At 57.5% G+C, this 26,234-nt stretch carries 26 protein-coding genes; 11 read left to right on the plus strand and 15 right to left on the minus strand.

From position 1 onward, the window contains the following. The first annotated feature begins 31 nt into the window (after positions 1–31). Positions 32–847 (plus strand): formate dehydrogenase accessory sulfurtransferase FdhD, encoded by an 816-nt coding sequence (gene fdhD, locus GJW30_RS05480; RefSeq protein WP_096352688.1) that lies wholly within the window; start codon positions 32–34, stop codon positions 845–847. A 573-nt stretch (positions 848–1,420) separates the two neighbouring features. Here the strand turns inward: fdhD and GJW30_RS05490 are convergent. The 3 genes from GJW30_RS05490 to GJW30_RS05500 form a co-directional block, all read right to left on the minus strand. Beyond that, entirely contained in the window at positions 1,421–2,479 is a 1,059-nt protein-coding gene (locus tag GJW30_RS05490; protein ID WP_096352695.1) for a L,D-transpeptidase family protein, read from the minus strand. 129 nt (positions 2,480–2,608) lie between these two features. Further along, on the minus strand, positions 2,609–4,381 hold the full coding sequence (locus tag GJW30_RS05495) for a YbhB/YbcL family Raf kinase inhibitor-like protein (RefSeq protein ID WP_096352698.1): 1,773 nt from the start codon (positions 4,379–4,381) through the stop codon (positions 2,609–2,611). A gap of 51 nt (positions 4,382–4,432) precedes the next feature. Next, complete coding sequence (locus GJW30_RS05500; RefSeq protein WP_096358672.1) at positions 4,433–4,936, minus strand: YciE/YciF ferroxidase family protein; 504 nt, start codon at positions 4,934–4,936, stop codon at positions 4,433–4,435. Positions 4,937–5,195: 259 nt separating this feature from the next. On the opposite strand from GJW30_RS05500, the gene GJW30_RS05505 reads away from it, so the two are divergent. Then, positions 5,196–5,519, plus strand: coding sequence for a hypothetical protein (locus GJW30_RS05505; RefSeq protein WP_096352701.1), 324 nt, complete (start codon positions 5,196–5,198; stop codon positions 5,517–5,519). A gap of 200 nt (positions 5,520–5,719) precedes the next feature. Here GJW30_RS05505 and GJW30_RS05510 read toward each other — a convergent pair whose 3' ends face one another. Beyond that, complete coding sequence (locus GJW30_RS05510) at positions 5,720–5,977, minus strand: hypothetical protein (RefSeq protein ID WP_096352704.1); 258 nt, start codon at positions 5,975–5,977, stop codon at positions 5,720–5,722. Between the two features lie 561 nt (positions 5,978–6,538). Between GJW30_RS05510 and GJW30_RS05515 the strand changes: the two genes are divergently transcribed. The 3 genes from GJW30_RS05515 to GJW30_RS05530 all read left to right on the plus strand — a co-directional run bounded on the left by GJW30_RS05515 (position 6,539) and on the right by GJW30_RS05530 (position 8,944). Beyond that, the gene (locus GJW30_RS05515; RefSeq protein ID WP_096352707.1) at positions 6,539–6,901 is read left to right on the plus strand and encodes a response regulator; all 363 of its coding nucleotides are present in this window, start codon (positions 6,539–6,541) and stop codon (positions 6,899–6,901) included. 4 nt (positions 6,902–6,905) lie between these two features. Next, positions 6,906–7,997, plus strand: coding sequence for a sensor histidine kinase (locus GJW30_RS05520; RefSeq protein WP_096352710.1), 1,092 nt, complete (start codon positions 6,906–6,908; stop codon positions 7,995–7,997). A 761-nt stretch (positions 7,998–8,758) separates the two neighbouring features. Further along, positions 8,759–8,944 (plus strand): hypothetical protein, encoded by a 186-nt coding sequence (locus tag GJW30_RS05530; protein WP_096352714.1) that lies wholly within the window; start codon positions 8,759–8,761, stop codon positions 8,942–8,944. A 13-nt stretch (positions 8,945–8,957) separates the two neighbouring features. Here the strand turns inward: GJW30_RS05530 and GJW30_RS05535 are convergent, their stop codons facing one another. The 6 genes from GJW30_RS05535 to GJW30_RS05560 all read right to left on the minus strand — a co-directional run bounded on the left by GJW30_RS05535 (position 8,958) and on the right by GJW30_RS05560 (position 14,647). Continuing rightward, positions 8,958–9,929 carry an SDR family oxidoreductase gene (locus GJW30_RS05535; protein ID WP_096352717.1) on the minus strand — a complete coding sequence of 324 codons (972 nt, stop codon included), beginning with the start codon at positions 9,927–9,929 and terminating at the stop codon, positions 8,958–8,960. 547 nt (positions 9,930–10,476) lie between these two features. Next, positions 10,477–11,550, minus strand: coding sequence for an NAD-dependent epimerase/dehydratase family protein (locus GJW30_RS05540; protein WP_096352720.1), 1,074 nt, complete (start codon positions 11,548–11,550; stop codon positions 10,477–10,479). Further along, positions 11,550–12,308: a glycosyltransferase family 2 protein gene (locus GJW30_RS05545; RefSeq protein ID WP_245408666.1), complete on the minus strand. Its 759-nt coding sequence runs from the start codon at positions 12,306–12,308 to the stop codon at positions 11,550–11,552. Before GJW30_RS05545 ends, GJW30_RS05540 begins: the two co-directional genes overlap by 1 nt. After that, positions 12,305–13,048: a TIGR04282 family arsenosugar biosynthesis glycosyltransferase gene (locus GJW30_RS05550; RefSeq protein ID WP_096352723.1), complete on the minus strand. Its 744-nt coding sequence runs from the start codon at positions 13,046–13,048 to the stop codon at positions 12,305–12,307. Before GJW30_RS05550 ends, GJW30_RS05545 begins: the two co-directional genes overlap by 4 nt. 18 nt (positions 13,049–13,066) lie before the next feature. Further along, positions 13,067–14,221 carry a trans-sulfuration enzyme family protein gene (locus GJW30_RS05555; protein WP_096352725.1) on the minus strand — a complete coding sequence of 385 codons (1,155 nt, stop codon included), beginning with the start codon at positions 14,219–14,221 and terminating at the stop codon, positions 13,067–13,069. Between the two features lie 72 nt (positions 14,222–14,293). Beyond that, positions 14,294–14,647: a hypothetical protein gene (locus GJW30_RS05560; protein WP_130364763.1), complete on the minus strand. Its 354-nt coding sequence runs from the start codon at positions 14,645–14,647 to the stop codon at positions 14,294–14,296. A gap of 241 nt (positions 14,648–14,888) precedes the next feature. On the opposite strand from GJW30_RS05560, the gene GJW30_RS05565 reads away from it, so the two are divergent. Further along, complete coding sequence (locus GJW30_RS05565; protein WP_096352731.1) at positions 14,889–15,548, plus strand: cytochrome b/b6 domain-containing protein; 660 nt, start codon at positions 14,889–14,891, stop codon at positions 15,546–15,548. A gap of 10 nt (positions 15,549–15,558) precedes the next feature. After that, positions 15,559–16,350 (plus strand): molybdopterin-dependent oxidoreductase, encoded by a 792-nt coding sequence (locus GJW30_RS05570; RefSeq protein ID WP_096352734.1) that lies wholly within the window; start codon positions 15,559–15,561, stop codon positions 16,348–16,350. Here the strand turns inward: GJW30_RS05570 and GJW30_RS05575 are convergent, their stop codons facing one another. Next, the gene (locus GJW30_RS05575) at positions 16,351–18,321 is read right to left on the minus strand and encodes a hypothetical protein (RefSeq protein ID WP_096352737.1); all 1,971 of its coding nucleotides are present in this window, start codon (positions 18,319–18,321) and stop codon (positions 16,351–16,353) included. A gap of 296 nt (positions 18,322–18,617) precedes the next feature. Between GJW30_RS05575 and GJW30_RS05580 the strand changes: the two genes are divergently transcribed. The 4 genes from GJW30_RS05580 to GJW30_RS05600 all read left to right on the plus strand — a co-directional run bounded on the left by GJW30_RS05580 (position 18,618) and on the right by GJW30_RS05600 (position 22,430). Beyond that, positions 18,618–19,241, plus strand: coding sequence for a glutathione S-transferase family protein (locus GJW30_RS05580; RefSeq protein ID WP_096352739.1), 624 nt, complete (start codon positions 18,618–18,620; stop codon positions 19,239–19,241). Positions 19,242–20,128: 887 nt separating this feature from the next. Next, on the plus strand, positions 20,129–20,344 hold the full coding sequence (locus GJW30_RS22965) for a DUF3489 domain-containing protein (RefSeq protein ID WP_245408667.1): 216 nt from the start codon (positions 20,129–20,131) through the stop codon (positions 20,342–20,344). Continuing rightward, positions 20,341–20,886: a DUF2924 domain-containing protein gene (locus GJW30_RS05595; RefSeq protein ID WP_096352747.1), complete on the plus strand. Its 546-nt coding sequence runs from the start codon at positions 20,341–20,343 to the stop codon at positions 20,884–20,886. Before GJW30_RS22965 ends, GJW30_RS05595 begins: the two co-directional genes overlap by 4 nt. Continuing rightward, positions 20,883–22,430 carry a recombinase family protein gene (locus GJW30_RS05600; protein ID WP_096352749.1) on the plus strand — a complete coding sequence of 516 codons (1,548 nt, stop codon included), beginning with the start codon at positions 20,883–20,885 and terminating at the stop codon, positions 22,428–22,430. Before GJW30_RS05595 ends, GJW30_RS05600 begins: the two co-directional genes overlap by 4 nt. 152 nt (positions 22,431–22,582) lie before the next feature. Here GJW30_RS05600 and GJW30_RS05605 read toward each other — a convergent pair whose 3' ends face one another. Genes GJW30_RS05605 through GJW30_RS05620 form a run of 4 tightly spaced genes read right to left on the minus strand, consistent with a single transcriptional unit; the run spans position 22,583 to position 26,115 of the window. Next, positions 22,583–23,311: a GntR family transcriptional regulator gene (locus GJW30_RS05605; RefSeq protein ID WP_165391608.1), complete on the minus strand. Its 729-nt coding sequence runs from the start codon at positions 23,309–23,311 to the stop codon at positions 22,583–22,585. A 20-nt stretch (positions 23,312–23,331) separates the two neighbouring features. Then, entirely contained in the window at positions 23,332–24,300 is a 969-nt protein-coding gene (locus tag GJW30_RS05610) for a Gfo/Idh/MocA family protein (protein WP_096352756.1), read from the minus strand. Beyond that, the gene (locus GJW30_RS05615) at positions 24,297–25,166 is read right to left on the minus strand and encodes an NAD(P)-dependent oxidoreductase (RefSeq protein WP_165391609.1); all 870 of its coding nucleotides are present in this window, start codon (positions 25,164–25,166) and stop codon (positions 24,297–24,299) included. The genes GJW30_RS05610 and GJW30_RS05615 overlap by 4 nt, the downstream gene beginning before the upstream one ends. Position 25,167: 1 nt before the next feature. Next, complete coding sequence (locus GJW30_RS05620; RefSeq protein WP_245408668.1) at positions 25,168–26,115, minus strand: Bug family tripartite tricarboxylate transporter substrate binding protein; 948 nt, start codon at positions 26,113–26,115, stop codon at positions 25,168–25,170. Positions 26,116–26,234: the final 119 nt, after the last annotated feature.

Raw genomic sequence — 26,234 nt, forward strand, 5'->3', positions numbered from 1 at the left:
GCAAAGAAATCGGCGACTTCGGATTGTGGTTATGAAACCAACCTGCATCAGCCATCAGACCACCTGGAAGCGTCACGTCAGTCGAGCAGGCGAACGCGCGGTACCGGAAGAGGTTGCGATCGCGCTGACTTACAACGGTGGCTCCTACGCCGTGATGATGGCGACCCCGCAAGATCTTGAAGACTTCGCTTATGGCTTCAGCCTGACCGAAGGCATAATTTCGTCGGCGACGGATATTCAAACGTTCGAACTGATCGAGCAGGATCTCGGCATCGAGCTGCGCTTATGGCTCACTAACAACGCCGGCTCAGCTTATGTCGAGCGGCGGCGGCGGCTTGCTGGCCCGACGGGTTGCGGGCTATGCGGCATCGAATCGCTGGAGGAGGCGGTTCGCTCGCCGCGCCGCATCGACCGATCCATCACGTTTCGTGCGACCGACATCATGCGCGCTCTCGACGCTTTGGCGCCTGCGCAAATCATGAATCAACAGACTCGCGCAATGCATGCGGCAGCGTTCTGTAGGCTGGACGGATCGCTTGTCACTTTGCGGGAAGATGTCGGCCGGCACAACGCGCTCGATAAACTTGCTGGCGCGTTAGCCCGCAACGCGACCAAAGCGGCCGAAGGCTTCGTCGTTATCACAAGCCGCGTCTCGGTTGAAATGGTGCAGAAGGCGGCCGCGATCGGAGTGCCGCTCATCGTTGCCGTATCGGCGCCGACCGCGCTTGCGGTGCGTATGGCGGAGCAAGCCGGTATCACGCTTGCCTGCGTAGCGCGAAGCGACGGGTTTGAGGTGTTTTCTCACTCTGAAGGGATCGAACCGGCAACCGATTCGCTCGTCGCATGATCAGGTTCGGTGAGCCCTCGATCCGTAATCTGCAGCCGTCGCGTCGCTTCGCGATTGCGGGTTCGTGTGGCTGCTTCCAATCGCGCCCGTCGTCAAGCCGCAACAATGGCGCTCTGTTAACGCTGTGTTCAATGCATCAGCGAACGCAGCTTCAGCTGCTCGGCTTCTCCAGGCTATCGCGGTAGGTGCTGAGGACGCGCATCAAATCTGTTCCGACTTGCAGCGGTACGACTCCTTTGATCTCCAGTTGAAGTAATCCGCCTGGGAGCGCTCGCATCACGATCTGAGGCAACTCATGCATCTTCGGCGCTTCTGGTGGCCGTTCATCCATCTCACTATCCTGATCCGTTCCGAACTTGCATGCAGCACTCCAACTTCAAGTTCTTCTACGATCTCGATCTGCACAGGTTCGTCGCATACCGCCGGGGTTGCGACGGGGCTTCGATACCTGACCGTTTGCAACAGCGCCGGTTGGTCGCGGGAAGATCGCGAAGCCGCGATCAAGCCTTGCTCCACAGCATCGATCTCAGTTTTATGCGGCAACCAACCTTGTAAGGCTGCGCATCACCGCGATCACTCGACAAATTCAACGGAGCTGCCGGGCTTACTGATGCTTGCGAGGTGCTCAGCGTCCCAGTTGGTCAGCCTCACGCATCCATGCGATTCCGTCTTCGACACTTTTGATGGCTCAGGTGTGCCATGGATGCCGAACGTTGGCTTAGAAAGTGCTATCCAAACAGTGCCGACTGGTCCATTCGGTCCGGCGGGAAGTGTCAGCTTTCTCGCGTTTTTGCCTTGTTTGAAATTTTTATCCGGATCGTAGCTATAGGTGGGATTTTTCACGACGCGTCGAACCGAATAAGAGCCAGGCGGCGTCGGAGTATCATCACTACCAACCGTTGCTGGATACGAAGCTAGCAGCTTCCCGCCTTCATCGATCGCCGACACTCGGCCGAGCGAGATCGACACGACAATCTTTGCTGCCTGAGGTGCAGTTAAGCCCTCAGGAGCCTTTTGTTTTTTCCGCGTTTGTGTCGTCTTCGATTCGGGATCGGGTAAGCCAACGTTTGCGACGATAAGCCTGTCTCCGCCGCGCAGGCGTTTCATCTTCGGATTGAGTAGCTGCACGAGTTTCTCGTCCATGTGAAATCGTTCGCCGATCATCTCCGCGGGCGAGCGAAAGCTGATGCGCTTGAGTTTCGCCAGCTTGCCATAATCTCTTGGCGTCGCAGCAAATTTGTAAGCCTCGTCCTTCTTCGAAACATCGTACATTGCGATGATATCTTGGATCTCGTCTGCTCGAATAGCAGCCCACACGGCCTCGTCCAGTCCGTCAGCTTCGGGAAGGCCTTTGAGCCTTCGTAACTCAGCCAGCGCCTTGCGAAAATTTTCACCGTCGTAGCCGTCGATGACCCCGGGCGAAACACGAAGTCGATCTAAAATGACTTGGACTTTGATGATGACAGGATCGGGTTCCGCATCCTTGCGCACAGCTTTTTTCTCGGGCTGCGGAGCGAATTGTGCTTTGTTGATTTCATCGGCACTCAACGCGAATGCCGTTGCGGGCGAGAAAGCGAACAACAAGACGGCGATCGAAAAGTGCCAAATCTCTAGTCGCGTCGTTTTCGTCATTGGTGCTTTCTAGAACAGCGCGGTCGCCCCTGCGGAATGCATTACGGCGAGCGCAGATCAAGCATTCCTCGCCCGCTTGGTTCCGACGGCAATTGTGTTTCGTGACGACCCACCGCTCTGTTGTTGCGACTATTTCGGTGGCGTGGTGCGTTGCGCGTACGTGCCGACAAGAACGCCTTTGGCTAATGTGTGACCTTCAGCAGCCTTGAGTACCGTGTCGCGATCGGCGCCTGCCGGCACATCGAGTAGCGTATCGAGCGCAAAAATCTGGAAGTGATAGCGGTGTGGCTTGTCGCCGACTGGCGGCCGCGGGCCGTAATATCCGACTGATCCTCGGCTGGTCATGCCTTGTAGCAACCCTTCAGGTTCGGTGAGGCGCGGCTGTTCCTGCAGTCCTTCGGGGAGATTCACAATCCGAGCCGGAATGTTCCAAGCTACCCAATGTACAAACGGCGTCGTCGGCTTGGCGTCAGGATCTTCCATGATCAGCATGTACGACTTCGCTCCGTCGACAGGCTTCCAAGTGAGGCTTGGGGATGCCCCGTCAGCGTATTCGCTGTGGCGTATCGGAATCGCTTTGCCGCTCGCGATCGAGGGCGAAGTCAGTTGCATCAACCCCTTAGCAGTGATGCGGGCCGAGGCTAGCGGAACGCCAACTCCTTTTGCAGTCTGTTGCTTCATAGGATCGGCCGGCACCGCCGACGTGTTCTGAACTTGGCTCTGACCCGTATAGGCAACTCGATAGATCACGCCGTTGGCATCATCGCTCATCAGCATCGAGCCATCCTTGGCCACGGCTAAGCCGACAGGACGCGCGATATGCGTGCGGCCGCCGTCGGTCAGAAAGCCGGTGATGAAAGGTTCGAACGATTTTGGTTGTCCGTTCTCGTAACGGATACGGACGATCTCGTATCCGGCGGCGTCTTTGCGGTTCCACGAACCGCGCATTGAAACAAACACGTCGTTGCGATATTCGGGCGGAAAAGCGGTACCGTTGCCAAACACCATCTGCATCGGGGCCGCATGCGCCGTGTAGCCAAGCGTCATGGGACGGCTCGCGGCCTTCCACTGCTCTTTGGTGATCTCGCCGACGGGAGTCGATTGCGGATTGAGCCCGCCGTCACCCCACACATGCGGCCAGCCATACTGCTTGCCGGCTTCTATCTTGTTCAGCTCTTCGGGTTGGATCTCATCGCCGAGGAAATCGATGCCGTGATCCATTCCCCACAATTCGCCCGTCTGCGGATGCCATGCAAAGCCGATCGTGTTGCGCAGGCCCGACGCAAAGATTGATCGCATCTTTCCATCCGGCGATGCGCGGAGCATCGTTGCGTTCTCGGGATTGCTCTCGTTGCAAGCGTTACACGTCGAGCCGGCGCTGATGTAGAGCATTCCGTCAGGGCCGAAAGCGAGGGTGCGGTTGGGATGTTGCCCGCTGTCCGGAAGATCGCCGAGGATCATCTTCAACTTGCCGATGCGCCCGTCCTTCAAAATGTCGCCGACGAATATTTCCTTGACGGTGGCGATGTAGAGTTTGTTGTCTTTGATCGCGAGCCCGTGGGCGCCTGACCGATTGGCGACAACCAACGGCGCATCGTCGGCGACCCCGTCGCCGTTTTTGTCGCGCAATAAAACGACGTCGCCCTGATCGCGGCGGCTCACATAGATGTCACCGTTAGGAGCGACCGCGATGATACGCGCGTTCTTCACGCCTTTTGCAAAAGCCGTGACTTTAAAATTCGCGGGCGCTTTGATCGCGGCAATGCGCTCATCTGTTGCTTCCACCTTTGCGGGCTTGAAGACGTGCGTCGAGATAGCAACGTCGGTCCCGTCGCCCTGTTGTGCGTATGCGCTAGCGCACAGAGCGAACGATGTGAAAGCCAATACTGCAGTTTTGCGCATCGTAAGGCGACTCCTTCGGCATCGAGCTGGTAGGGCAGACCGATTCCTACTTTAAGTGGCCTGCGCGTTTACTTGCGTCTCGGCGAGAGCGCTGAGCTTCCTGTCGGTAGCCGTCTCTTCGTCGAGCGTCTGCTGGAGCACGGATGCGCAATCTGAACGGCCGAGTACTTTCGCCCATGCGACGAGCGTGCCGTAACGCGTAATCTCGTAATGCTCGACAGCCTGCGCCGCCGCGATGAGGGCTGCATCGAGCACACGCTTGTCGTCAACTTCGCCGGCGACATCGTTGGCTTCTTCGAGGATGCCGTCGATCGCCGGACAGGTGACGCCCTTTTTTTCTGCGCCGTGCATGTCGAACACTTGTTCTAGGCGTTTTATCTGGCCCTTCGTTTCCTCGAGATGCGTTTGAAAACCTTGCTTGAGTTTTGCATCGGTCGCTTTGTCGATCATGTCGGGCAGGGCCTTGAGGATCTGATTCTCCGCGTAATAAATGTCCTGCAACGTGTGCACGAATAAATCATCCATCGTCTTAATGTCGGATGTGAACCAGCCCATCGGATATCTCCAATTATCGTCGTCGAGGTTGCTCTCGGCGCGATAAAGAGCCGGCGCTTGCTTTCGTTCCGTGGCTATCGTGTCGATCGAAGGTTCCATACGCTTTTTCATATTCCGATAAGGGCTGAAGTACGCTGACGTACGCTAACCTCGTCGGTACAGGTTTGCGGCGCGTTTCCCCAGCGCTCCGATCACAATCAATGCAACCATTGCGCAGGTGGAGGCTTAGTTCCGCAACGAGGGATGACCGGAGGAAACAATGCAGCTTTCGAAAACCATCATTGCGGTGGTCGCGCTCGCCGCGCTTCCGACACTGAGCTTCGCGCAGAGCGGCTCGGGCTCGGGCGCAATCGGATCGTCGACAGGCGGCTCAGCGCCCACCGCTATACCGTCGGCACAGCAGCCTGCGCCGATCGCGCCGGGTGCAACGCAGGAGCCGATGACTCGCGGAGGTAATACGGGCAACAACACGGGTTCTAGTTCTCCGAGCGGCCGTCCGAACGCAGCAGCTCCGGACCCGGCCGGCGGCGACGGCAAACGCGGCACCGCTCCCGGCAACGCTCCGGGCGGCGGATCGAACTGACACGCTCAGACGTCAGCGTGAAGCGTTCCACTCCGTTCGCTTCGCGCTTTCCCAGCAGCCTCCTTTCGGGTTCGCACCCGATTGGAGGCGCGGTGTTATTGGGCGTCAACGCAGCGCCGACGCTGCACGACAGAATATTCCGGAACAAAACCGAGTATGGCGCTGTTGGGTCACCACTTTGGTTTCAGTCCATCGACCTATCAGGTGGCATCTAGGGAGAAGACTATGAACAAGCTTTTGATGAGCGCCGCAATCGTTGCGCTCACGGCAACGACCGCATTCGCGCAAACGCCCTCGTCGGGCGGCAGTACGCCAGCTGGTGCAGGCTCGCCGAGCTCGACCAACCCGAATGCGCCACCGACACCGCCGGCCGGCAGCGGCACGAGCGGCAACATGCCGAGCCAGCCGGGCGCCGGTGCTGCGACGCCTTCGGCTTCGCCGTCACAGCCCGCCGGCACCGGCTCGCCGACCCCGCCAGCCTCGAGTCCTCAGCCGAATTCGCCGAATCCAGGTCGCGGCGGCTGATCCACGTAGCCGGCTTCAATTAGCGGCGTCGGCGAAAGCCGGCGCCTTTTTCTTGGACCGGTGAAATCAGGACGCCGACAACGGCCCAAAGACCTACGTTATTGGCTATGACGGCGCGCCGACGACATGGATGGTAGTCAGCCGCAGGAATCGCATCGTCAGTGTCGCGTCGGCATAGAGCCGAGCTACGCGCGTCGCAATTGTGCACGAGTTTTTCGCAATGGCACCGTGTGTCGCGAAAGCCGGCGAGGCAAAAGACTTCGCAGTTGGCGCAACCCAAGAGGGCTATCGATAACCGGATAGAGTGGAAAGCCTTTCCGCCTTCATGGATGCTATGGTAACCGAAATACTACTCGTTTTGCTAAGCCTTAATTGCGCTTCTGGCGTCATGTACGGAATTCGAATATCCCTTTGATATGTGTTTGCGCAGCAGCCACACCCCAACGAGGCAACAATGCGAGATCGAATAGTCAGCCCTGGGGCACGCTTGGTCGGTGTACAAGTTGGCTGGTAGCGTCCTTATCGTCGAGGACGATTTCCTCATCAACTTGACCCTTCAGGATCTGCTCGAAGAGATCGGGTTTTCGACCGCCATCGCGTACAACGCAGACGAAGCAATATCTATTCTCGAAGTTCGAAATGACTTCGATCTCGTGATCACCGACATTGACATGCCCGGTTCGATGGATGGTCTGAAGCTTGCGGCATTTGTCCGTGATCGATGGCCGCCTTTGAAGATCATGATTGTAAGCGGTAAGCATCGGCCTTCGCGCGACGTGCTTCCAGAAGGCTCGGCATTTCTCGCAAAACCGTTCAGCCTCGACTCGCTGAGCAAAGCAGTCCATCGGCTTGAGTGATCAGATGAACGTTCGACACAACGATCGATCGTCAGAGCACGAGCGACTGGATGCACTTGCGAGCTTTAGCATTCTCGACACGCCGCGCGAGGCGGATTTCGACGACGTTGCCGAATTGGCCTCTAGGATTTGTGAGACACCAATTGCTGTCGTCAATCTCATCGGAGAAGGGCGGCAGTTTTTCAAAGCAGAAGTCGGATTAGGTGTTCGCGAGACGCCGCTCGAAAGCTCTTTCTGCGCCAGAGCTATTCTTGAAGATGAATTTTTGGTGGTGCCCGACGCGACGAAGGATCCTCGGTTTGATTGCAATCCACTTGTCACCGGAGATCCACAGCTGCGGTTCTATGCCGGCGCCCTGCTGAAGACCGATGACGGGCACGCCATCGGCACGGTATGCGTGCTGGATATGAAGCCGCGAGACCTTTCGCCGTTGCAAGAAAAGACGCTGCGTGTCCTCGCGCGACAAGTGATGAACCAGTTGAATCTGCGTCGAGCGCTGGCAGAGAAAGCGAAGGCAGATGCCCGGCAAGCCGTGCTCAACCAAGAGCTTTCGCATCGGCTAAAAAATTCATTAGCGATGGTGCAGGCCATCGCTTTGCAAACACTCAAGAAAACTGCGAATGCTGAAGCTTACCAGTCTTTTGAACGGCGAATTGAAGCGCTTGGTCAAGCGCACGAACTGTTGCTCTCGAAGAGCTTCCGCTCTGCGTCCGTGCACGCCGTCGTCAAGTCGAGCTTGTTTCTCCACAACGATGGCGATCGCTTGAGCGCATCAGGTCCCGAAGTAAATCTCGGACCAAACGCGACTCTATCGCTCTCCCTCATTTTGCATGAACTCGCGACTAACGCAGTCAAATACGGCTCGTTGTCGAACTCCTCAGGGAACGTTGACATAAGTTGGCGAACTGATGGCGACGAGTGGTCTCTGATTTGGAAGGAAATGGGCGGGCCGACTGTACGCTTTCCGGGAAACAAGGGATTTGGATCGCGGCTGATACGGCTCGGCATGCTAGGCAATCGCCGTTCAGAGACAGATTACGCGGAAGATGGAATCGCAACTAGGCTAGTTGTGCCCATTGCGGACCTGACTGGCTGATGTCGGATTTGATTGCCAATTAAGGTAAACGTGGGGCCGGACAATTCAGCACCGTATCTTTGGCGGAAAGTCCTAAGGCGGCCGCCGCGGTCACGCCGAAAACTGGCGCAGCATGGTGGAAATTACGTTCTAACTGGTGTTGGCTTTGGTGCCCGCGGTGCCGTCACCAAGTTGCGCTGCCAATGATCTTTGCAATCAGGCGCTGGGGCCCTGACGGCTCGACCGATGTGTTGCGTAACCGCGGCCTTTGCCAACGTTGCAATCATCTCGGCGCGCTACTTCAAATGCCGACCGGAGGGCCGGGCACTGGATCGAACGGTGAAATGCCGAACGAGCCGCGCCTTCTGTGTTACGCGTGACCTCATGCTGACGAGCGGATTTCGAGTTGTTGGTCCGAGACGTGCCGAGTGAGACAAAACGGTCGATCAATTCTCAATCCGTTGAGCCCTTTTCAACCATTCACCAGCTTCGCGAAGCAGGCGAGCAGCTTTGTCAGCGTCGGCAACGTCAGCGGCTTGCATACAGGCTCTAGCGCTCACTATACACTCTGCGGCCGTCGGCTGCGGCGGGCGAGGTGCAAACTTTCGAATGTTGTTTGGTTCGTCTTTCATCACTTGCATCCCCACGATTTCGATGACGTCGACATTCCAAAGCTGAGACAAACGCTGGCTAAGCATACCTCCGCCGCGGCGCCTTGGCATCTGTCCAAAAAACTTGAACAACCATCGTCTTCCGATGGTAGTGTGTTCAGGGAGAGAGCGATGTCAGATGAAACCGATCATATGACGGCAGAGAAGGCCGCCACTGAGGCGAACTTCTGCGACGCACAAGCAGAGATCATCGACGATGTGCCCGAAGTAGCTGCGATATGGCGGGATCTGGCTGAACGATGGAGAAAGCTAGCTACTCGGCTCGGCGCCTCGATCGACGGTCAGGCAAACTTCTAGTTCCGGGTTCGCGTCAAATCACACCGGTCCCACCATTTGCTCCAAAGACGCTGCCATCCGTATAGGTGATCTCGCCCGAGGCGAGCAGCACATAGAGCGCGGCAAGTTCGGCTGGCTGTCCTGCACGGCCAAGCGGCGTGTCTTGCCCAAATTCGCCCATCGTTCCCGGAAGCTGTCCGCCAGCAACTTGAAGTGGCGTCCACACTGGACCAGGCGCGACGGCGTTGACGCGAATTCCTTTCGACGCCAACTGCTTCGCAAGCCCCTTCGTGAAGATCGAAATGCCGCCCTTCGTCGTGGCGTAATCGAGTAACTCTTCGCCAGGGTTGAAGGAATTGACAGATGCCGTGTTGATGATCGCAGCGCCCGGTTTCATCAGGGGAACAGCCGTTTTCGTTATCCAGAACATCGCGTAGAGATTGGTCTTCAACGTCTTGTCGAACTGCTCGAAGCTGATGTCTTCAATCGACTCTTTCGATTGCTGATACGCCGCGTTATTGACGAGAATGTCGATGCCGCCCAATTGGCGATTGGCGTCACTCACAAGGTCGATACAGAATTGCTGCTGTGTCAGATCGCCGGGGATCAGAACCGCTTTTCGGCCCTCGTCGCGGATGAGTTTAGCGACCTCTTGGGCGTCCGGTTCCTCGGTCGGGAAGTAGTTTATTGCTACATCAGCGCCTTCACGAGCGAATGCGATCACTGCCGCGCGGCCGATGCCAGAATCCCCGCCTGTCACGAGAGCTTTACGACCAGCCAAACGGCCCGAGCCCTTGTAGCTTTTCTCCCCGCAGTCTGGCACGGGATTCATCTTGCCCTGAAGAGCCGGCCACTCCTGCCGCTGCTCCTTGAACGGCTCGCTGGTGTATTTCGTTACGGGATTAGTCATTGGTTGAGCTCCAGCTGGCGAAATAGTCGAGGCTAAGGCGCCAGCAACGCCACCCAACGACACGACCTTGAGAGCATCTCGTCGAGTGGTGGTCATGACGGCTCCATTGGGTGCGGGCAAACGACAGGCAAGTTTTTCTGGCTCAGGACAAACCGTAACGAGGCCACTCGTTCCGATTGCAAAAACAGCTCGATCGAAGCTGAGCTACGATTTCACCGAACCCATCGCGCACGTAACGCACGACAGATTTGTCCAGACTACGGCCAATCGGCGACTTACAAGCGAGTTCGTGGAGTAACGGCCTGCGGCTAGCGCTTGCTGCCGCCTCCGCCGTTATTTCATCATCTCAAAATGGGCACCGGCTTCGCGGAATAGCGGATTCCTATCAACTCAACCTAAATTGGTAAGTGGTCCCTGCGCCACCGGCGCTCAGCTGCAATACGCGCTGTGTGGATGCGCTCAGCAAATTCACCGGCCCCACTATTCCGCGCCCTCGCTTCCAGCTGTTCGGCTTCAGCCAAATTTAAAAAGCATGGTTCGGTATGGGCGCCTTGCAGCACCACGGCCCACGCGCCGGACGGGTCCTTAGCGGATTGAATTCGGCTCGTGCGAGCATCGAGCCATGCCTCAAAGCCATCACTGTTCATCGCAGCACCTCACGCTTCGACCCCACACCGTTTGGCGTCAACTCATTGGCGAGTTCAGACATGCCGTCCGCGAAGGCGATGTTTGGCAACCAAGCAAGCTCGTTTCTCAAACGAGACGAGTCGGCTGTGATGTGCCGCACATCACCCAATCGAAAATGACCTGTGATCGTGGGCGAAGGACCATCCAGCGCCTTCGCCAAAGCGTTCGCCATATCGGCGACAGTGCGCGGCGTACCGGATCCCACATTGAATGCGCGCACGTCAGTGTCGTGCCGTTCGCAAGCCATCACGGTTGCGGCCGCAACATCGCGAACGTGCACGAAGTCTCTGCGTTGACCGCCATCCTCGAAGACCTTCGGCGCTTCGCCTCGGCGTAACGCTGAAGCAAAAATAGCTGCAACACCAGCATAGGGTGTGTCTTTCGGCATGCCTGGGCCGTAGACGTTGTGATAGCGCATTGCCGCGACCGATCCGCCCGTTAGTCGCGCCCAATTTGCGGCGTAGAATTCTTGCGCGACTTTGCTGCTCGCATATGCATTGCGCGGATCGAGCGGTGCATCTTCGTCGACCAGAGAGGTCTCAAGCGGAACGCCGCAGATCGGACACGGAGGCTCGAAGCGACCTTCTTCCATATCGGAAGCCGAACGCGGCCCTGGGCCGACCCGGCCGTGTTGACGGCATAAGCCGACACCTTCGCCGTAAACCACCATGGAGCTTGCAAGCGTTAGGCTTTGAACTTCGCGGTTCGCCATGCCGGCAAGAAGCACTGCGGTTCCGACATCGTTGGACGCGGCATAGTCCGGCAGGTCATTGACATCTACTCCAAGGCCTACTTTCGCTGCCAGATGAATAACACTGTCGATCCCCGACAGAGCCTGCGTGATCGCATCATTGTCGCGCATATCGGCGGCGACGAATTCGACATCCGGCGGAGGCCGCCACGCTTCATCTGTGCCGTGAACGTCGACCCGCATCGAATCCACAACACGGACCTGATGGCCGCGCCGCGTGAGCTCGCGCAAAACATGCTGACCAATGAATCCGGCGCCGCCGGTGAGCAGAACGCGCATCACTGTCCCTGCGTGGCGAAGTTGGCGCGCGCTTGATGCCGAAGCGACCAAGCGAGCCGAAGGAATGTCGTTGTGATCTTCCAGCCTGCCTGAAATCCCGCGACGAGATTTCCGGAGACTTTCGAGACACCGCCGCGGCGGCAGCGGTGGTCGACCGGAATTTCGATGAGGCGCAGGCCAGCGGCCGCGACGCGCATCTGCATTTCGAGATTCCAGCCGTAAGTCTGCTCCTGCATGCCGAGCGAACGCAGCCTGTCAACGCGCATCGCGCGAAACGGAGACATGTCGGTGTAACGGACACCGTAAACGAAGCGGATCAGTAGGCCGGCAAGCCATCCGGCAAAGACTTGCTGCGGCGTCATGCTGCCGTGTTCGCGGTAGCCGCGCAGTCGCGACCCCATGACGAAATCGGCACGCCCGGTGACGACTGGCTCGACGACAGCGCGCGTGAACGACGGCACATCACTTCCGTCACCGTCGAGAAAACAAACGATCTCCGCGCTTGGGCTAAGCGCAGCAACGCCGGCCGCGCAAGCGCGCCCGTAGCCGCGTTGAGGTTCCGCGATGACGCGCGCGCCTGCAGCTATTGCGCGTTCGGCGGTGCGATCGGTCGAACCATTGTCGACCACGATTACTTCGCCGACACCTTGCGAAAGCATATCGCTTACGACTTCGCCGATGGGTTCTTCTTCATTCAAGCACGGAACGACCACGCTGATGCGGTCGAGTGAAAACACCGTCTCGATTTGCTGCATCATGCGCGGCGCTCTCCAGGACCTTTTGACGTGTTACGAATTCTGAGAAACTCTCGCGACGAACGTGCTTCCGCGCCCATGACGCCTGCAATCGGCGAAACAGGATGTGTTTCGTCGAGTTCGCGTTCAAGCGTTGCCAAAGACGCAGCATCATCGACGTCATACCACCCCGTCAGAGTAACAACTGGCAGAGCAATCTCGCGGGCACGATCGAGCGTCAAACGATAAACCGCTTCAGTGCTCCACGGAATATCCGCGAATAAGCGATCATGCGGTTTGGAAAGTCCGATCAGCGTGTAGCCGCCATCAAAGGCGGGACTCAAGACGACGTTGTCGCCGGAAAGAACCGCGTCTACGGCCTCTCGTAGGATCGAAGCGGGAAGCGTCGGACTGTCAGAATTGACCAAAATTGCTCCGGCGTGACCGAGCTCGAGAAGGTCCCTGATGCCCTGCAGGAGGCGCACGCCGAAATCGCCATCGCATTGCGGGGCAATCTCGAACACTTCGGGAAGCAATTGTCTCAGAGCCGCTTCGGAACCAACCGGCGTGTAGACCGCAAAGCCGACGACGTCGTCGCTTTCCGCCAAGGCGCCGATGGTCTGCGAAAGATCGCGGATGAAGCACGCCGAGATTGCGGCACACTCCTCCGGTGCGAGCGGCGGCGAAAGGCGCGTTTTCGATTGCCCTGGGGCGGGGGTCTTGCACATGATGGCGACAGCGACGGTGCGATGGCTCTTGCTCATGGTTTCGTTCTCGTCCAGCTATCCCGCGTGGCTCAACGCACGCAAAAGATCGGCATAAAGATCGTCGATATCCTCCAACCCGACAGAAAGGCGCAGCAGGTCGGAAGGACAAGGTGATCCCGCGCCCTCAATCGAAGAGCGATGCTCGATCAGGCTTTCGACGCCGCCGAGCGAAGTCGCGCGTTTCCAAAGACGAACGTTACCAGCGGCTGCAATTGCGGCAGCTTCGCCTGCTTTGAACTGCAGCGACAGCATCGCGCCAAACCCGTCTTTCATCTGGCGCATGGCCACATCGTGCCCGGGATGCGAATTGAGACCCGGATAAAGCACGCGTTCGATCGCGGGATGCTCACTCAATCGATGTGCAAGAATGGATGCGGCGGCGCTCTGCGTCTTGACGCGAATATGCAAGGTGCGCATGCCGCGCATCAGAAGCCACGCTTCGAACGGCCCCAGAATTGCGCCGTGCCTGCCGCGTACAACATTGATACGGTCCCACAATTTGGTACGTCCCGCGGTCGCCAATGCGCCCGCGATGACGTCAGAATGACCGTTGAGATATTTGCTCGCCGAATGCATGACGATGTCAGCGCCCAACGCGAGAGGCTGCGTGAACACAGGCGTTGCAACCGTTGAGTCTACGCACAGTAGCGCGTCCGACGCGTGTGCGATCTCTGCGATCGCCGCAATGTCGGTGATCGTCCACAGCGGATTGCTGGGCGTTTCAATCCAGATGAGCCCGGTTTCACCGAGCCGGATCGCGCGTTGAACGGCGTCGAGGTCCGAAGTTTCGACGAAGGATATCGTATGTCCGTATCGTGCGATCTCGCTGAGCCATGAGCGAAAACCCCAATACATGACCTGCGAAGCGATAATGTGCGTTGGCTTGTCAAGTGCCAGAAAGACAGACGTCGCTGCGGCCATGCCGGAGCCGAACAGAATCGCTTCTTCTGCACCTTCGAGCGCAGCGATGACGGCCTCGGCCTGTTGTGTCGATACGTTGTCAGTGCGACCATAAACATAGCCAGACCGGTATCCGTTGTCAGCGTCGCGGATGTAAGTGGTAGAGACGTGGACTGGCGGGACGAGCGAGCGCGTCATGGGCTCGCCTGCACCGAGCGCCTGGGCGGCAAGGGTACAGGGCTTGAGGCCGCCTGTTGTTTGATCGTCCATATTCCACCCACAAAACTCGCGTCTAACTCTTTAAGTTCCCCGCGGCGCTTTACGCGGCTACTTGGAGCGCAATCAGCGCCGCGTAATCGCGATGCGGATCAATTCAGACGCAATCACTGCTTCGGCTTGAGTCTCAGACCAAGTCGGCGCCGCGTCGAAATCCTCTCGCGACATCTCAAGCGCTGCGATCTGCCTTGCCAGGATCGCGACTTTTTCGATCGGCACCGCGATCAATCGTTTGGGAAACCAAGGCATTGGCAGCCGCGTCCAGCCGAAACGCGCCGAGTACGGCACGACAAGCTTTAGCGCACCGTCATGGGTTCGAACGACGTCCCGCACGAAACCGATCGTCGCGTCGTTCCAATCGAGTACCGGCAAGCCCACGAGATCGCCGGCGCGTACCTGCTGTGGGTAGCGCCGCCGCATCAGCTCTTCCGCCGGCACGTTCTCTTTTGAGGTCGTTTCCGGTTGGCTTTGCGCTGCCGCTGCCAATCGAAACGGCCGATCATGCGCACGCGCCGCGACCGAGGACGATGTCAGAGCCGCCAGACATAACGCTGCAATGGCTAAGGTCCGCACGCGCATCGTCCTTCTTTTTATGGGCGCCGTAACAACCCTCTTGTCCGATACGTAGACCGTGTAGGGATCGTTACACCGGAATCAGACCATGGCGCAGAAACTTCCCCGTCGCCTGCATCCGTTACCGGTGCGATTGATGCATTGGATCAACGCGTTCGCGATGATCGTGATGATCGGCAGCGGCTGGAAAATCTATAACGACGAAGTTCTGTTCGGTTGGCTCCACTTTCCCGACTGGATAACGATCGGCGGCGAAGCGCAGGGCGCTCTCCAGTGGCATTTCTTCGGTATGTGGGTTCTAGGCCTCAACGGCCTTGCCTATCTGATATACGTGTTTGCGACCGGCAGGTTTCGCCGCAAGCTGTTGCCGATCAGCCTCCGCGCCCTTCTCGCCGACATCGGCGCTGCATTGCGTTTTCGCCTCGGCCATGACGACATCACACACTACAATACAGTTCAGAAGGTTTTGTACGCCGGCATCCTGCTGGTGATCGTTGTTCAAGTGATCTCGGGGCTCGTCGTGTGGAAGCCGGTCCAGTTCTCCGAGTTGGCCTTCCTCTTCTACGATTTTCAGGGTGCGCGGCTGGTTCACTTCGTCGGCATGGCCCTCATCGTCGGCTTCTTGCTCGTCCATGTCGCTCTCGCGCTTCTAGTTCCGAAGACCATTGGTGCCATGGTCACGGGTGGGCCAAGCGTTCCCGATAGCGACCAGGAGCCCGCGCCGATCACTCAAGACGCCGTGCGCTGAGAGGACTGTTATGTCGATCAAGACACCATCGCCTTCGCTCTTCAGGCCGTCAAACGGCGTAGAGAAGACAGCGCTCGATCAGGCAAAACAAATCGTCGAGGACATCAATCGCCGTAAGCTGTTGCGCGGCGCCTTCAGTGTCGGCGCGCTCGGTATGCTCACGGGTTGCAGCGTGACCGAAACGGCGCCGATCCAAAGCTTCCTGCGATCATTCTCCAGCTTCAACGACGCGATACAGGCGATGCTGTTCCGCCCCAATCACTTGGCGCCGACCTTTTCGGAGGCACAGGTCGTGAAGCCGCCGCGCTACAACGCCTTCTACGAAATTGAAGACGTGAAGCCGGTCGACGTTTCGCGGTGGAAGCTGGAACTTGCGGGTCTCATTCAGAACAAAGCCCCGTGGACCGCTGAGCAAATAGCCGCGCTGCCGCAGCAAGAGTGGATCGTTCGCCACATCTGCGTCGAAGGCTGGGACTATATCGGCCAATGGTCTGGTGTGAATTTGCGCCAGTTTTTGGAACGCGTCGGGGCCGACACCAAAGCGAAGTATGTCGCGTTCCGCTGCGCAGATGGTTACACGGGAAGCATCGACATGGCATCGGCACTGCACCCACAGACGATCCTTGCCACCAAATATGCACGCGATCCGATCACCGATCCTTTCGGCTATCCGCTGCGCCTGCGCACCGCCGTCAAGCTCGGCTTCAAAAACCCGAAGTGGATCACCTCGATCGAAGTCACCAACGTCTATCCGGGCGGTTATTGGGAGGATCGTGGCTTCAACTGGTTTAGCGGGATTTGATCAGTTGGCCTTCGCATCGCGGTCGAAGCGATAAATGCGCCATGCTCCGCGCTCTTCCTCGACGAGACGATACGCCGAACTGGTCGCGAATGGATCGCTGATCCACGCCCCGTCCGCCGCCGCAACGACGGCGACAGTGCATCCGTAGCGATCGGCAAGCTCATTCACGTCAGCCGGCTCGGCGCGCCCTTCGAATACCCGCTTGAACTGGGCGTCGATCGCGTTACGTTGCTGATCGTTGAGACGCGTGAACGGGATAGCGAACTCAAGTCCCGCGTAGCAGGAACGCCGATCCGACATCAGCGCCCATGCGATGTTGATGGGCCATGGCGTCAGATCACGCTGAAAATACGGATTGTTGGCGACGCGCTCGAATGGACCGGCGTGGCGGCGCACAGTGGCCCACATCTCCGGCGTTTTCGCAAACGCACGCGCAGACTCGGTCGCGTTAGGGAAAGCGTTTTGGCGGATGATTTGGAAGCCTTCTGGTGTGCCGAGGCCAAGTCCCAGCGCAGCTGTCGCCAAGCCGAGGCGCTTCGGCCTTGCCACCCAATCCGAAATTCCGGCGGCCGCGAAGACGATCATAATCATCGCGGCCGGCAAGGCGGCACGCCAGGCGAGATCATTGTTGATACCAACGGTGCTCACCCCGAATGCCGCGATGACAAGCCCGCACGCGACGATCGACAGTAATCCGGCGGTGATCGGCTTCGGCAAATGGTTTGGCATTCGGTCCCCCAGCATCAAAACAATGACGCAGACCGCTATGGGATAAATGGCCGGCAACTCGACGACCAGATGAATTAGCCAGAAGCCGGGTACGTCGAGCGGACGGCGAAACGGCACAGTGTCGCCAAAGACCCAGAAGGATTGCAACGCAAACGGGAAGCAGCCACCGCGCTGGACCGCGGCCATGTATTGATCGCGGAGCATCGGGGATGAAATCAGCGCGGTGAGAAGCGACGCGCACAATACGCCGGCGATGAATTCGATGCGCCGTTTCGGCATCATGCCGGGCAACAGCATCGCGGCAGCGGCAGCACTGGCGAGCGCGAATGTGACTCCGCCGATCCAAACCGAACATTCGAACGCGGCGGCGGCAATCAATCCCAGTAAGAGGATGCCGGAACGGTTTCGCAGCGAAGTTTCGGTGAGCAGGATCGTTGCGACGATCGCGCAGCTCGCCGACATCAGATGCTGCGGAGCCCAGGATGATTGGAATAGCCAGCCGCCAAATCCGCTCGCTTCCTGCAACAGCCATTCGTAAGCCGGGCGGCCGAGCGCGTACGCGAGCACTGGCCTAGCCGATGCGGTCATCGCGAGCAGCAGAACGATGGCGGCGCTGGCGGCGCGCCCGCTCATCCAGACAGCCAATCCCATCATAAGTAACAACGAACCGGCAGCAGTGAACCAGGAAAGCCCTGCGTCAGCCTCCCAACTGCTCACGCCGATGAGGACAGCGAGTTCGGCTGCGCTGAAATGCCAGAGGTAGTAGTACGAGAGCCGATCGCCGCCGCTGCCGAAGAACGGGTTGTTGGGAATCGCGCCGTTGCGAATGATTTCGTCGATTATCGCAACCTTCGAATGATCGAAGATTGGAGACGCTAACGCGACGCCGTCGGCGAAAGGTTTAGGAAACACCGCTATGGCAGGCGCCAACGCGACGAAAACGGCTGCGGCGTAGGTCCAAGGCGGTACCGAAGACACATCTGAGCGGTCGATGCGGCGGATAAACACCACGCCAGCTGCGAGCAGGGAAACCGCAAACTGCACCATGATGGCGGTTCGCGACATACCGAGCAGCATATGCAAAGGAAGCGCTAGCGAGCTGTGTACGGCCCAACCGATGACAGGCGCTGCCGCGATCCGCTGCGTGGGCGGCAAATTCTGCGGAGCAACGGCGAGTCCGATGGTCGTCCACGTCCCGAGTGCGATGACCAATACGATCAAGATGTGCGGGAAGAGAGCCATTCCTTCAGAACGTACGCGAAACGGTGAGCGGCGTCGATTCTGGGCCGCCCTTCGGCGTCGACCACCGGTGGCCGCCGGGTTCATGAAATCGATGCCCGAGCGTTCAGACAAGTTTTCCAAACCCGCGACACTAGATGGCAGAAAACTCGCGGCAAACAGAGCACACTTCAGCCCTTCCAGCATTTCGCAACTTTCCCAGCGAGCGATTTCGAACGCTCTCCTCGTGTCCATATCGGTCCAGATCATAGAATGTGATAACTGCGTACACTTTCGAGACAGAGCTTCGAGGAGGCAAAATGCTGCGAATCTTAGGTCGAGCAAATTCTTTCAATGTTAGAAAAGTTCTTTGGACGTGCGCCGAACTACAAATCCCATTTCAAAGAGAAGATTGGGGGCGCGGTTTCACACCGACCTCACGACCTGAGTTTTTGGCGATCAATCCAATTGGCCTAGTACCAGCAGTAGTCGACAACGGCGTCGTCCTGAGAGAATCGAACACAATTGTGAGATATCTCGCGACGAAATATGGAGGCGATGAAATCTATCCCAAAGATCCCATCAAGCGCGCTCACTGTGAACAATGGATGGATTGGGCAAACTACGAAACGTCGATTTCTCTACGAGGCGCGTTCCTGGGAGGAATGTTGAAGGAGCCGCCTTGGAATTTTCCGATGTTCGTAGAGCAGGGAAGGAAGCTGATCACCGCAGAAGTTGGGCAGCTTCAGACTCATCTTGAGTCGACTGGACAGTACATGTGCGGTGAGATGTTCACCGTCGCCGACATTACTATTGGCCTAGTCGTGAATCGTTGGTTTTCTCTCGACTTTGAACGCCCGCATTACCCGGCCGTGGAGCAGTATTTCGAACAATTGAGCAAGCGCCCAGCTTACATTGAGTTCGTGCGCAATGGGATGCCTTAAGTCGAGGACGGGACACGCCTGATCGCCAAAAGTTGAAACGCATCTGCGGCTTGAATATGCGGAACACGTACGAGCGATCGCCAACGTCGCCTCGACGATGCGCAGCCAAAGCTATGCGGCGGAGGTTATCGCGAGGTGCGTCCACGCGGAGCGCCTGAGGCTCGCGAAAGAATACAAAAAACTGACACCGCAGTCACTGCGATGTCTTGTTTATGAACGGACTCTGCTAGTTTACGGTAATACGACGGGCCCAACTGTCGATTTCTTGCGTGCTTCGGGTAAGAGTTGGGACGACATCATTGACGGAGCGTCTAGGGTCGGCGTCGACCCTTTGTTTCGTAACGACGAGCTAGCAGAGACCAGCCATTCACCAAGAGTACGCTGAGGTCCCGCCACTTCAATTTCTGGCGATATTCTGCTCGACTTCAGCGCAGAACAGAGCGTCAGTGTCGTCCGAAAGGACACGCGGTTATGACGTCGTTTATCAACAGCCAGGCAATGCCAACCTACTGTGAGCCGAAGTTATGGGCCCGTCAGTGTGGGAGGCTTGCGGTGGCGCCGGCGCACCTAGTCGTCACGTTGGTGCTCGAAATTGAGCAGTCATCACAGCGGCGACGCCACTAAATGCTGTGAGCTTTTTGCATCGCGCAGAGCGCGAATAGTCTGAACTCTGAGATTCGGACAACTGCCTCGCTACGGCTATTCGCCACCGCGAGGTTCCGGTCGTGCGGGATGGATCCTGCCAACTGGAGAACGTTATGAAATCGCCACAGTCAAAAAAGTCTCGCAAGCTAAGAGCCGCGAAGACGAACATCCGAGCCTCCCAGTCAAAGCGCACGTCCAAATCGCGCTCAGCCGAACCAACGGTCAGGACTGCAGAGGGGAGGTTGAAACCCGCATCAAAAGAGACGAAGCACGGCTCGATAATTGGCTTGCTGCGATCGGCCAATGGTGCGTCGGTTGCGGAACTCGTTGGCGCGACCGGTTGGCAGTCGCACTCGGTGCGTGGATTTCTGGCAGGCGTCGTGCGCAAGAAGCTCGGGCTCGATCTTAGCTCGGAAAAAGTCGATGGCACCCGCCGCTACTTCATCGGCAAGAAATGACGACCGAAGGTGTCAAAGCGCGGATGGCACGCGCGAAATCAGCGCGTTCAGTTTCCGAAGAAGGCATGGGCGCCGCTATCGCGGCGCTAATGAATGAAGACCGAGCACTATTGCTTGAGCGTTGGCGAAAAATACTTCGTGGCGACCCGCCGGCACATCTCCCGACGTGGCTGTTTCGCCGGGTTCTCGCCTACAGGATGCAAGCTGCGGTCTTGGGCGATCTTGATCGATCGGCGGTGCGGTTGCTCGATCAAATTGCCGCCGATCACGCGGGACGAAGGGCTACGGGCAAGAAACTTGGAAAGAAACCACCACCCGTACCGTCGGTGCCTCGCGCGCGCATGAACCCCGGAACAATCTTGATACGGGAGCATGATCGGCAGATGCATCACGTCACCGTAACGACGTCGGGATTTCGCTGGAATGACAACGAATACCGAAGCCTGACGGAAGTTGCCTTTGCGATCACGGGAACGCGTTGGAATGGGCCGCGATTTTTTGGCCTTCGCTCAAAATCATCGACGTCGGAGGTCGAGCGATGAAGCCGCAACCGAAAACGCTACGCTGTGCCGTGTACACGCGGGTATCGACAGAGTACGGCCTTGAGCAAGACTTCAACTCACTCGATGCGCAACGCGAAGCATCTGAAGCCTACATCAAAAGTCAATCGCACGAAGGCTGGCGCCTCCAGCCGGGCAACTATGACGACGGCGGTTTCTCGGGCGGAACACTCGATCGGCCCGCGCTTCAAAAACTTCTGACAGCCATTCGTCAGCGCAAGATCGATGTCGTTGTCGTCTATAAAGTTGATCGGTTGACCCGATCGCTCGCTGACTTTGCGAAGCTCGTCGAGTTGTTCGACGCGCATGACGTATCTTTCGTGTCAGTGACGCAATCGTTCAACACAACGACCAGCATGGGGCGGCTTACCCTCAATGTGCTGCTTTCGTTCGCTCAGTTCGAGCGAGAAGTTACGGGCGAGCGGATACGGGACAAGATCGCAGCTTCTAAGCGCAAGGGAATGCGGATGGGAGGCCCGACGCCACTCGGCTACGATGTCGTCGACAAAAAGCTCGTTCCGAATGCAGAAGAGGCCGAGCGTGTCCGAGATATTTTCCGGACCTACGTCGAGCAAAAGTCGTTGATCAAGACCTTAGTCGACCTGTATAGCCGCAACATCGTCACGAAGCGAAGCTCAAGACGAGACGGAAGCTTTCGCGGTGGCATCGCGTTCAACAAAAGTGGCCTCGTACATCTCCTACAGAATCGTGTTTATCGCGGAGAAGTGGTTCACAAAGGCAATTATTTCCCCGGTGAGCATGCCGCGATCGTTGATGCAGAACTCTTTGCTACCGCGCAGCGCGTTATGGGATCGAACACATGTCAGCGAGAATCCGCACGACTACCGCACGCGTATCTTCTCGCTGGAAAACTTTACGACGATGCCGGAAATCGCATGTCGCCGGTCACAGCGCGAAAGAACGGCCGACATTATCGGTACTACGTGTCGGTCGCAGAATCGCAGGGCCGAAAACCTGGCACCGTTGCACGTGCCTCGGCGGACGATCTAGAAGAGACTGTACTGAGCTCTATCCCCCTAGAGATCCGTGAGCGGCACGGAAGCTCAGCAACTGCCATCAGAAGTGTGGTCGAGAAAATCCTTGTTCAGGCTAGTCAGCTCCAAATCCATTTCGTTGCAGCTCGCGGCTCCAAGCGCAAACCCGCGATTATTCCATGGTCAGCTCCGACGCGGACGCGGAAACGCGAGGTCCTTCTTCCAAGCGACGCCGTTGCTGCCGAAGGGCGGATTCGATCAGAAAACCGGGCGCGTCTACTTGCTGGAATGGCGACAGCACGTCGATGGGTTGATGAACTGATCAGCAAGAAGTCGAGCACAACAGAGACGATCGCGCTGCACGAGGGCATTAGCGAGCGATCGGTTCGGATGAACATCAATCTGGCGTTTATCGCTCCGGATATCGTCGCTGCAATCATCGCGGGAACTGCGCCAAAATCGTTGAAACTAGAATTCGGAGCGAATGCGCCGCCAAGCTGGATTGACCAACTGGACAAAATGTCATGCTGAACCCACGAAGGCTCAACGATTGGCCGTCAAACCAAGGATTCTGTTTTTGGCGGCTACGATCGGGATGTGGCCGCGCCAGACGTGGAGCGCTATGGCTCAATCGAAACGGAGGTCCTGCGAACTTTCGGACATAGCTTTCGAAATCATTCAATTCACGCGTTGGACTTGAGAGCCCTACGCATATCCATGACGTACGTATATCGACCTTCCGGATGTGTCGTCACGGTAACAGCGAAGAGCTCGTCGTTCCGTCCGAAATATCGACGTATCATCGTTAGAGACGGCGATTCCGGTTCGGCGCCGAGGTAGGGTGCGATATCTGCAGGCATGCCGCGCGCTAGGACCTCAAGCTGCGCATGCTCAATCACTTGACCAAAGGTTCGAGCGATCTGTTCATGTACCGGCGTGCGGCCATGATCTCGACGATCAACGACGCTGGCGAATTTCGGCAAAACATAAAATTGTGCCCATCCAAGCGGAGCCGCGAATGCATCAGAGCGACGGACCGCTTCAATCAGAAACCATCGCTTCTTCGGTTCACATTTCAGTAGTGCTGCAATGTGGAAGTCGGCCGTGATTTCCTTAGTTGCAATGACTTCACGGTAGGTCTCGTTGGAATAACGAAGCCACTCCGATGCCGAGTCGATGCTGTGTGTAAACAGGGTCGGCGGCTCCGACGATATAACGATAGAGCCAATGCCGGGTCTGCGAACAATAAGTCCTTGTTCGGAGATGATGCGCAGCGCTTCCCGAATAGTCTGACGACTTGCTGCAAAACGCTCCATCAGCTGAGCCTCGATCGGAAGGAGCGATCCGATCGGATACTCGCCCGAGCGAATTTCTCGCTGAAGTTCACCAGCAATCTCGCGATAGCGTGGCAACTTCCGCGCTGCTGGCCCTCTCATTGGATCTTGACCGCCAAGCCGCTGCGCATGGCGGCCAATATACCTTCAAAAGCCGCCAGCGTGCTCGTTACTTCTTCCTCGCTCACCGGATAGGGGGCCCTTTCGGTGCACTGCGCAATGAAGGCTTCAATTTCGGCACGCAGCGTGTCCGTGGTTGGAAATTCACGTTGAATCATTGCCTGGCCGGATTTTCGCAAAATCATGCTGTTCTCGCCAAGCACCTCGGCCGATCCGTTGGTTCCGAAAACGTGGACGCGCCAGTAGTAAGGCGTCATTCGAATCGTAGACATTGTACCGCTCATGCCATTGGCGAATTGCATGACCGCAGTTGCCGTATCGAGCTGAGGCGGTTCCTCGCGTTGTGTTGTAAGGAGTGCTTGAATCGTGCTGACGGGTCCGAGCATAGCGACAAGACTGTCCAGGATATGGAGGCCCGATCCTGTCAATCCGCCTCCGGGAGATTCGGCGGCTGATAGGCGCCATCCAGCGAGAACAGCCTTCGAGTTCTCGTTGCTGTTGTGACCTTCGACGTGCAGAAGCGTGCCCAATTCGCCGCTACGAATGGTATCGCGCAACGCAATCATTGACGGCCAGAACCTGCGATTGTGTCCGACGGCGAGTTTGACCTTCGCGGCACGACAAGCAGCAAACATTGCCGACGCATCGTTTACTGTGAGTGCAAGTGGCTTTTCACAAAAAACATGCTTTCCCGCGGCAGCGCACGCCAAGACCTGCTCACGATGAAGAGAATGTGGCGTGACGATAAAAACAGCGTCGATCGTGGAGTCACTCAGGATGTCCTGCAAGCGATCCGTCAAACGGATGTCATGCTTCGCACAAAACGATCGAGCGCCGTCGAGGTCAGTTTCGACAGCGGCGACAAAGCGCAATTGGTGGCAGTCCTGCGCGGCTGCGACGATGGCGCGCCCCCATCGGCCAAGCCCTGCAATTGCAGCACGCATCATGCGGTTGCCTTTGAATGTGCCAATAAAGTCGCGATGATGGCGCAGCTGTCCACGTCAGTTCCTTGAGCTGCAATCGTGTCGCTTAAGATTGTCCGTTGCGCGCTCGTCATACGCAGCTTCAAGCCGTTGGCCTCTGCAGCGGAGAGAATTAGGTCAGCGTCTTTTAGCGTTTGTCCGATACGCGACTGTGGCGAGAAATCGCGCTGGAGCATTTTTTCGCCCTTTGTTTCCATAACACGTGAGTACGCGGCTGAGACTTTGGCAGCTTTTAGAAACGAAGCGCCGTTGATGCCAACCGCTTCCGCAAAAGCAATGCCCTCAGCGAGTGCGGCGCGGTTGCTCTGCAATACAAGATTGATTGCGAGTTTCATCAGACTTGCGGAGCCGAGGCCTCCGACGACAAACACATTTGCACATACCAGCGACATGACCGATTGAGCGACTCCCTGAGAAGCGGCATCGGCGCCGATGAAAACGCTGGATCCGCCGTCGCGAACCTCAGCACTGGTGCCTGAGATGGGCGCCTCTACAAACTGAATCTTTGCAGCGGCTGCGCGACTGGCGAGTCGCTTTACTGTGTCGAGGTCACAGGTTGTGACGCAGATAATCGTAGGTTTGAATCCACTGGCGATAATGTCTGCAACGACACGCTCTGCCTGCGGGCCGTCGTAGACCGCAATGACGATGACTTTGCATTCGACCAAAGACGTCCAAGGCGTTGGAGAAGTTCCCGACGCAGCTACACCTTCCATCCTATCCGGGACAATGTCGAAGCCGCACACCGGCACCCCCGCAGCGGAAAGCCGATCTGCCATCGCCGACCCGATCAGGCCGAGCCCCACGATGCCGATCGGAGTTCTCGGCATGCTATTTTGCCTCGATGTTTGCGGCCTTCGCATCGGCCGCCCAACGTGAAATCTCGCTGCGGACAAACACGCCGAACTCGTCCGGTTTCATAGGCGCAGTAACAACGCCGACGGCTGCAAGTTTGTCGCGCGTTGCGGGCATCGAGAGAAACTCGTTGCTGACGCGATACAATTTCTCGACGATGGGTTGCGGAGTGTTTGCGGGCGCAAAAATCCCATACCAAATCTCGGCCTGAAACCCCGGCATTGCCTCTGCTAACGCCGGCAGGTCGGGAAAGAGCGTGCTCCGAGTTGGCGAGGTAACGCCGAGGCCCTTCAGCGTGCCAGCTTGCATCTGGGGTAGCGACACAGAGAAATCGCCAAATGTCAGATCAATCGATCCGCTCATTGCATCAGTCATCGCGAGCGGCACGCCACGATACGTTGCCGCTATGAGCGAAAGTTTGCCGCGACTTTGCAACTGCGCGACAGAGATTTGCGCCGCGCCAGAACCAAATCCGGCCGCGAGTCCGGGATGGGCGCGACCGTAAGCTAAAAATTCATCGAGGTTGTTTGCGGGAAAGTTCGGGCGCACGAGCAACACCATTGCGGTTGTTGTCGTTCGAATGATCGGCGAAAAATCTTTTATCGGATCGTAGGGCAGGTTCTTCATCATCGACACATTGCTTGCGTGCGTCGTATTCGTTCCGATCATCACTGTGTAGCCGTCCGGTGCTGCGCGCGCCACTTCTGCGGCGCCAATGCTTCCGAGCGCGCCTGTGCGATTCTCGACGACGACAGTTTGTCCGAGCACTTCTTGCCAATGTTGACCGAGCAAACGAGCAACATGATCCGGACCTGCACCGCCTGGAAACGGCACGACAATGCGGATTGCTTTTTTCGGATAATCGTCGGCTGCCCGAGCAGCCGAAACCGCAGTTGCCAACGTCAGTGTTGCGACAACCGCCAAACGAGCAAGCATCCGAAATCTCCCCCGGTTATTGTTATTTGTACGGACAAACTATAGGATCATTATCTTGCCGTCAAACTCGACCAGCCTGTAAGTAGCCCTGCGACGCCCTTCACTCG

It is taken from the genome of Variibacter gotjawalensis (assembly GCF_002355335.1).
Lineage (GTDB): Bacteria > Pseudomonadota > Alphaproteobacteria > Rhizobiales > Xanthobacteraceae > Variibacter > Variibacter gotjawalensis.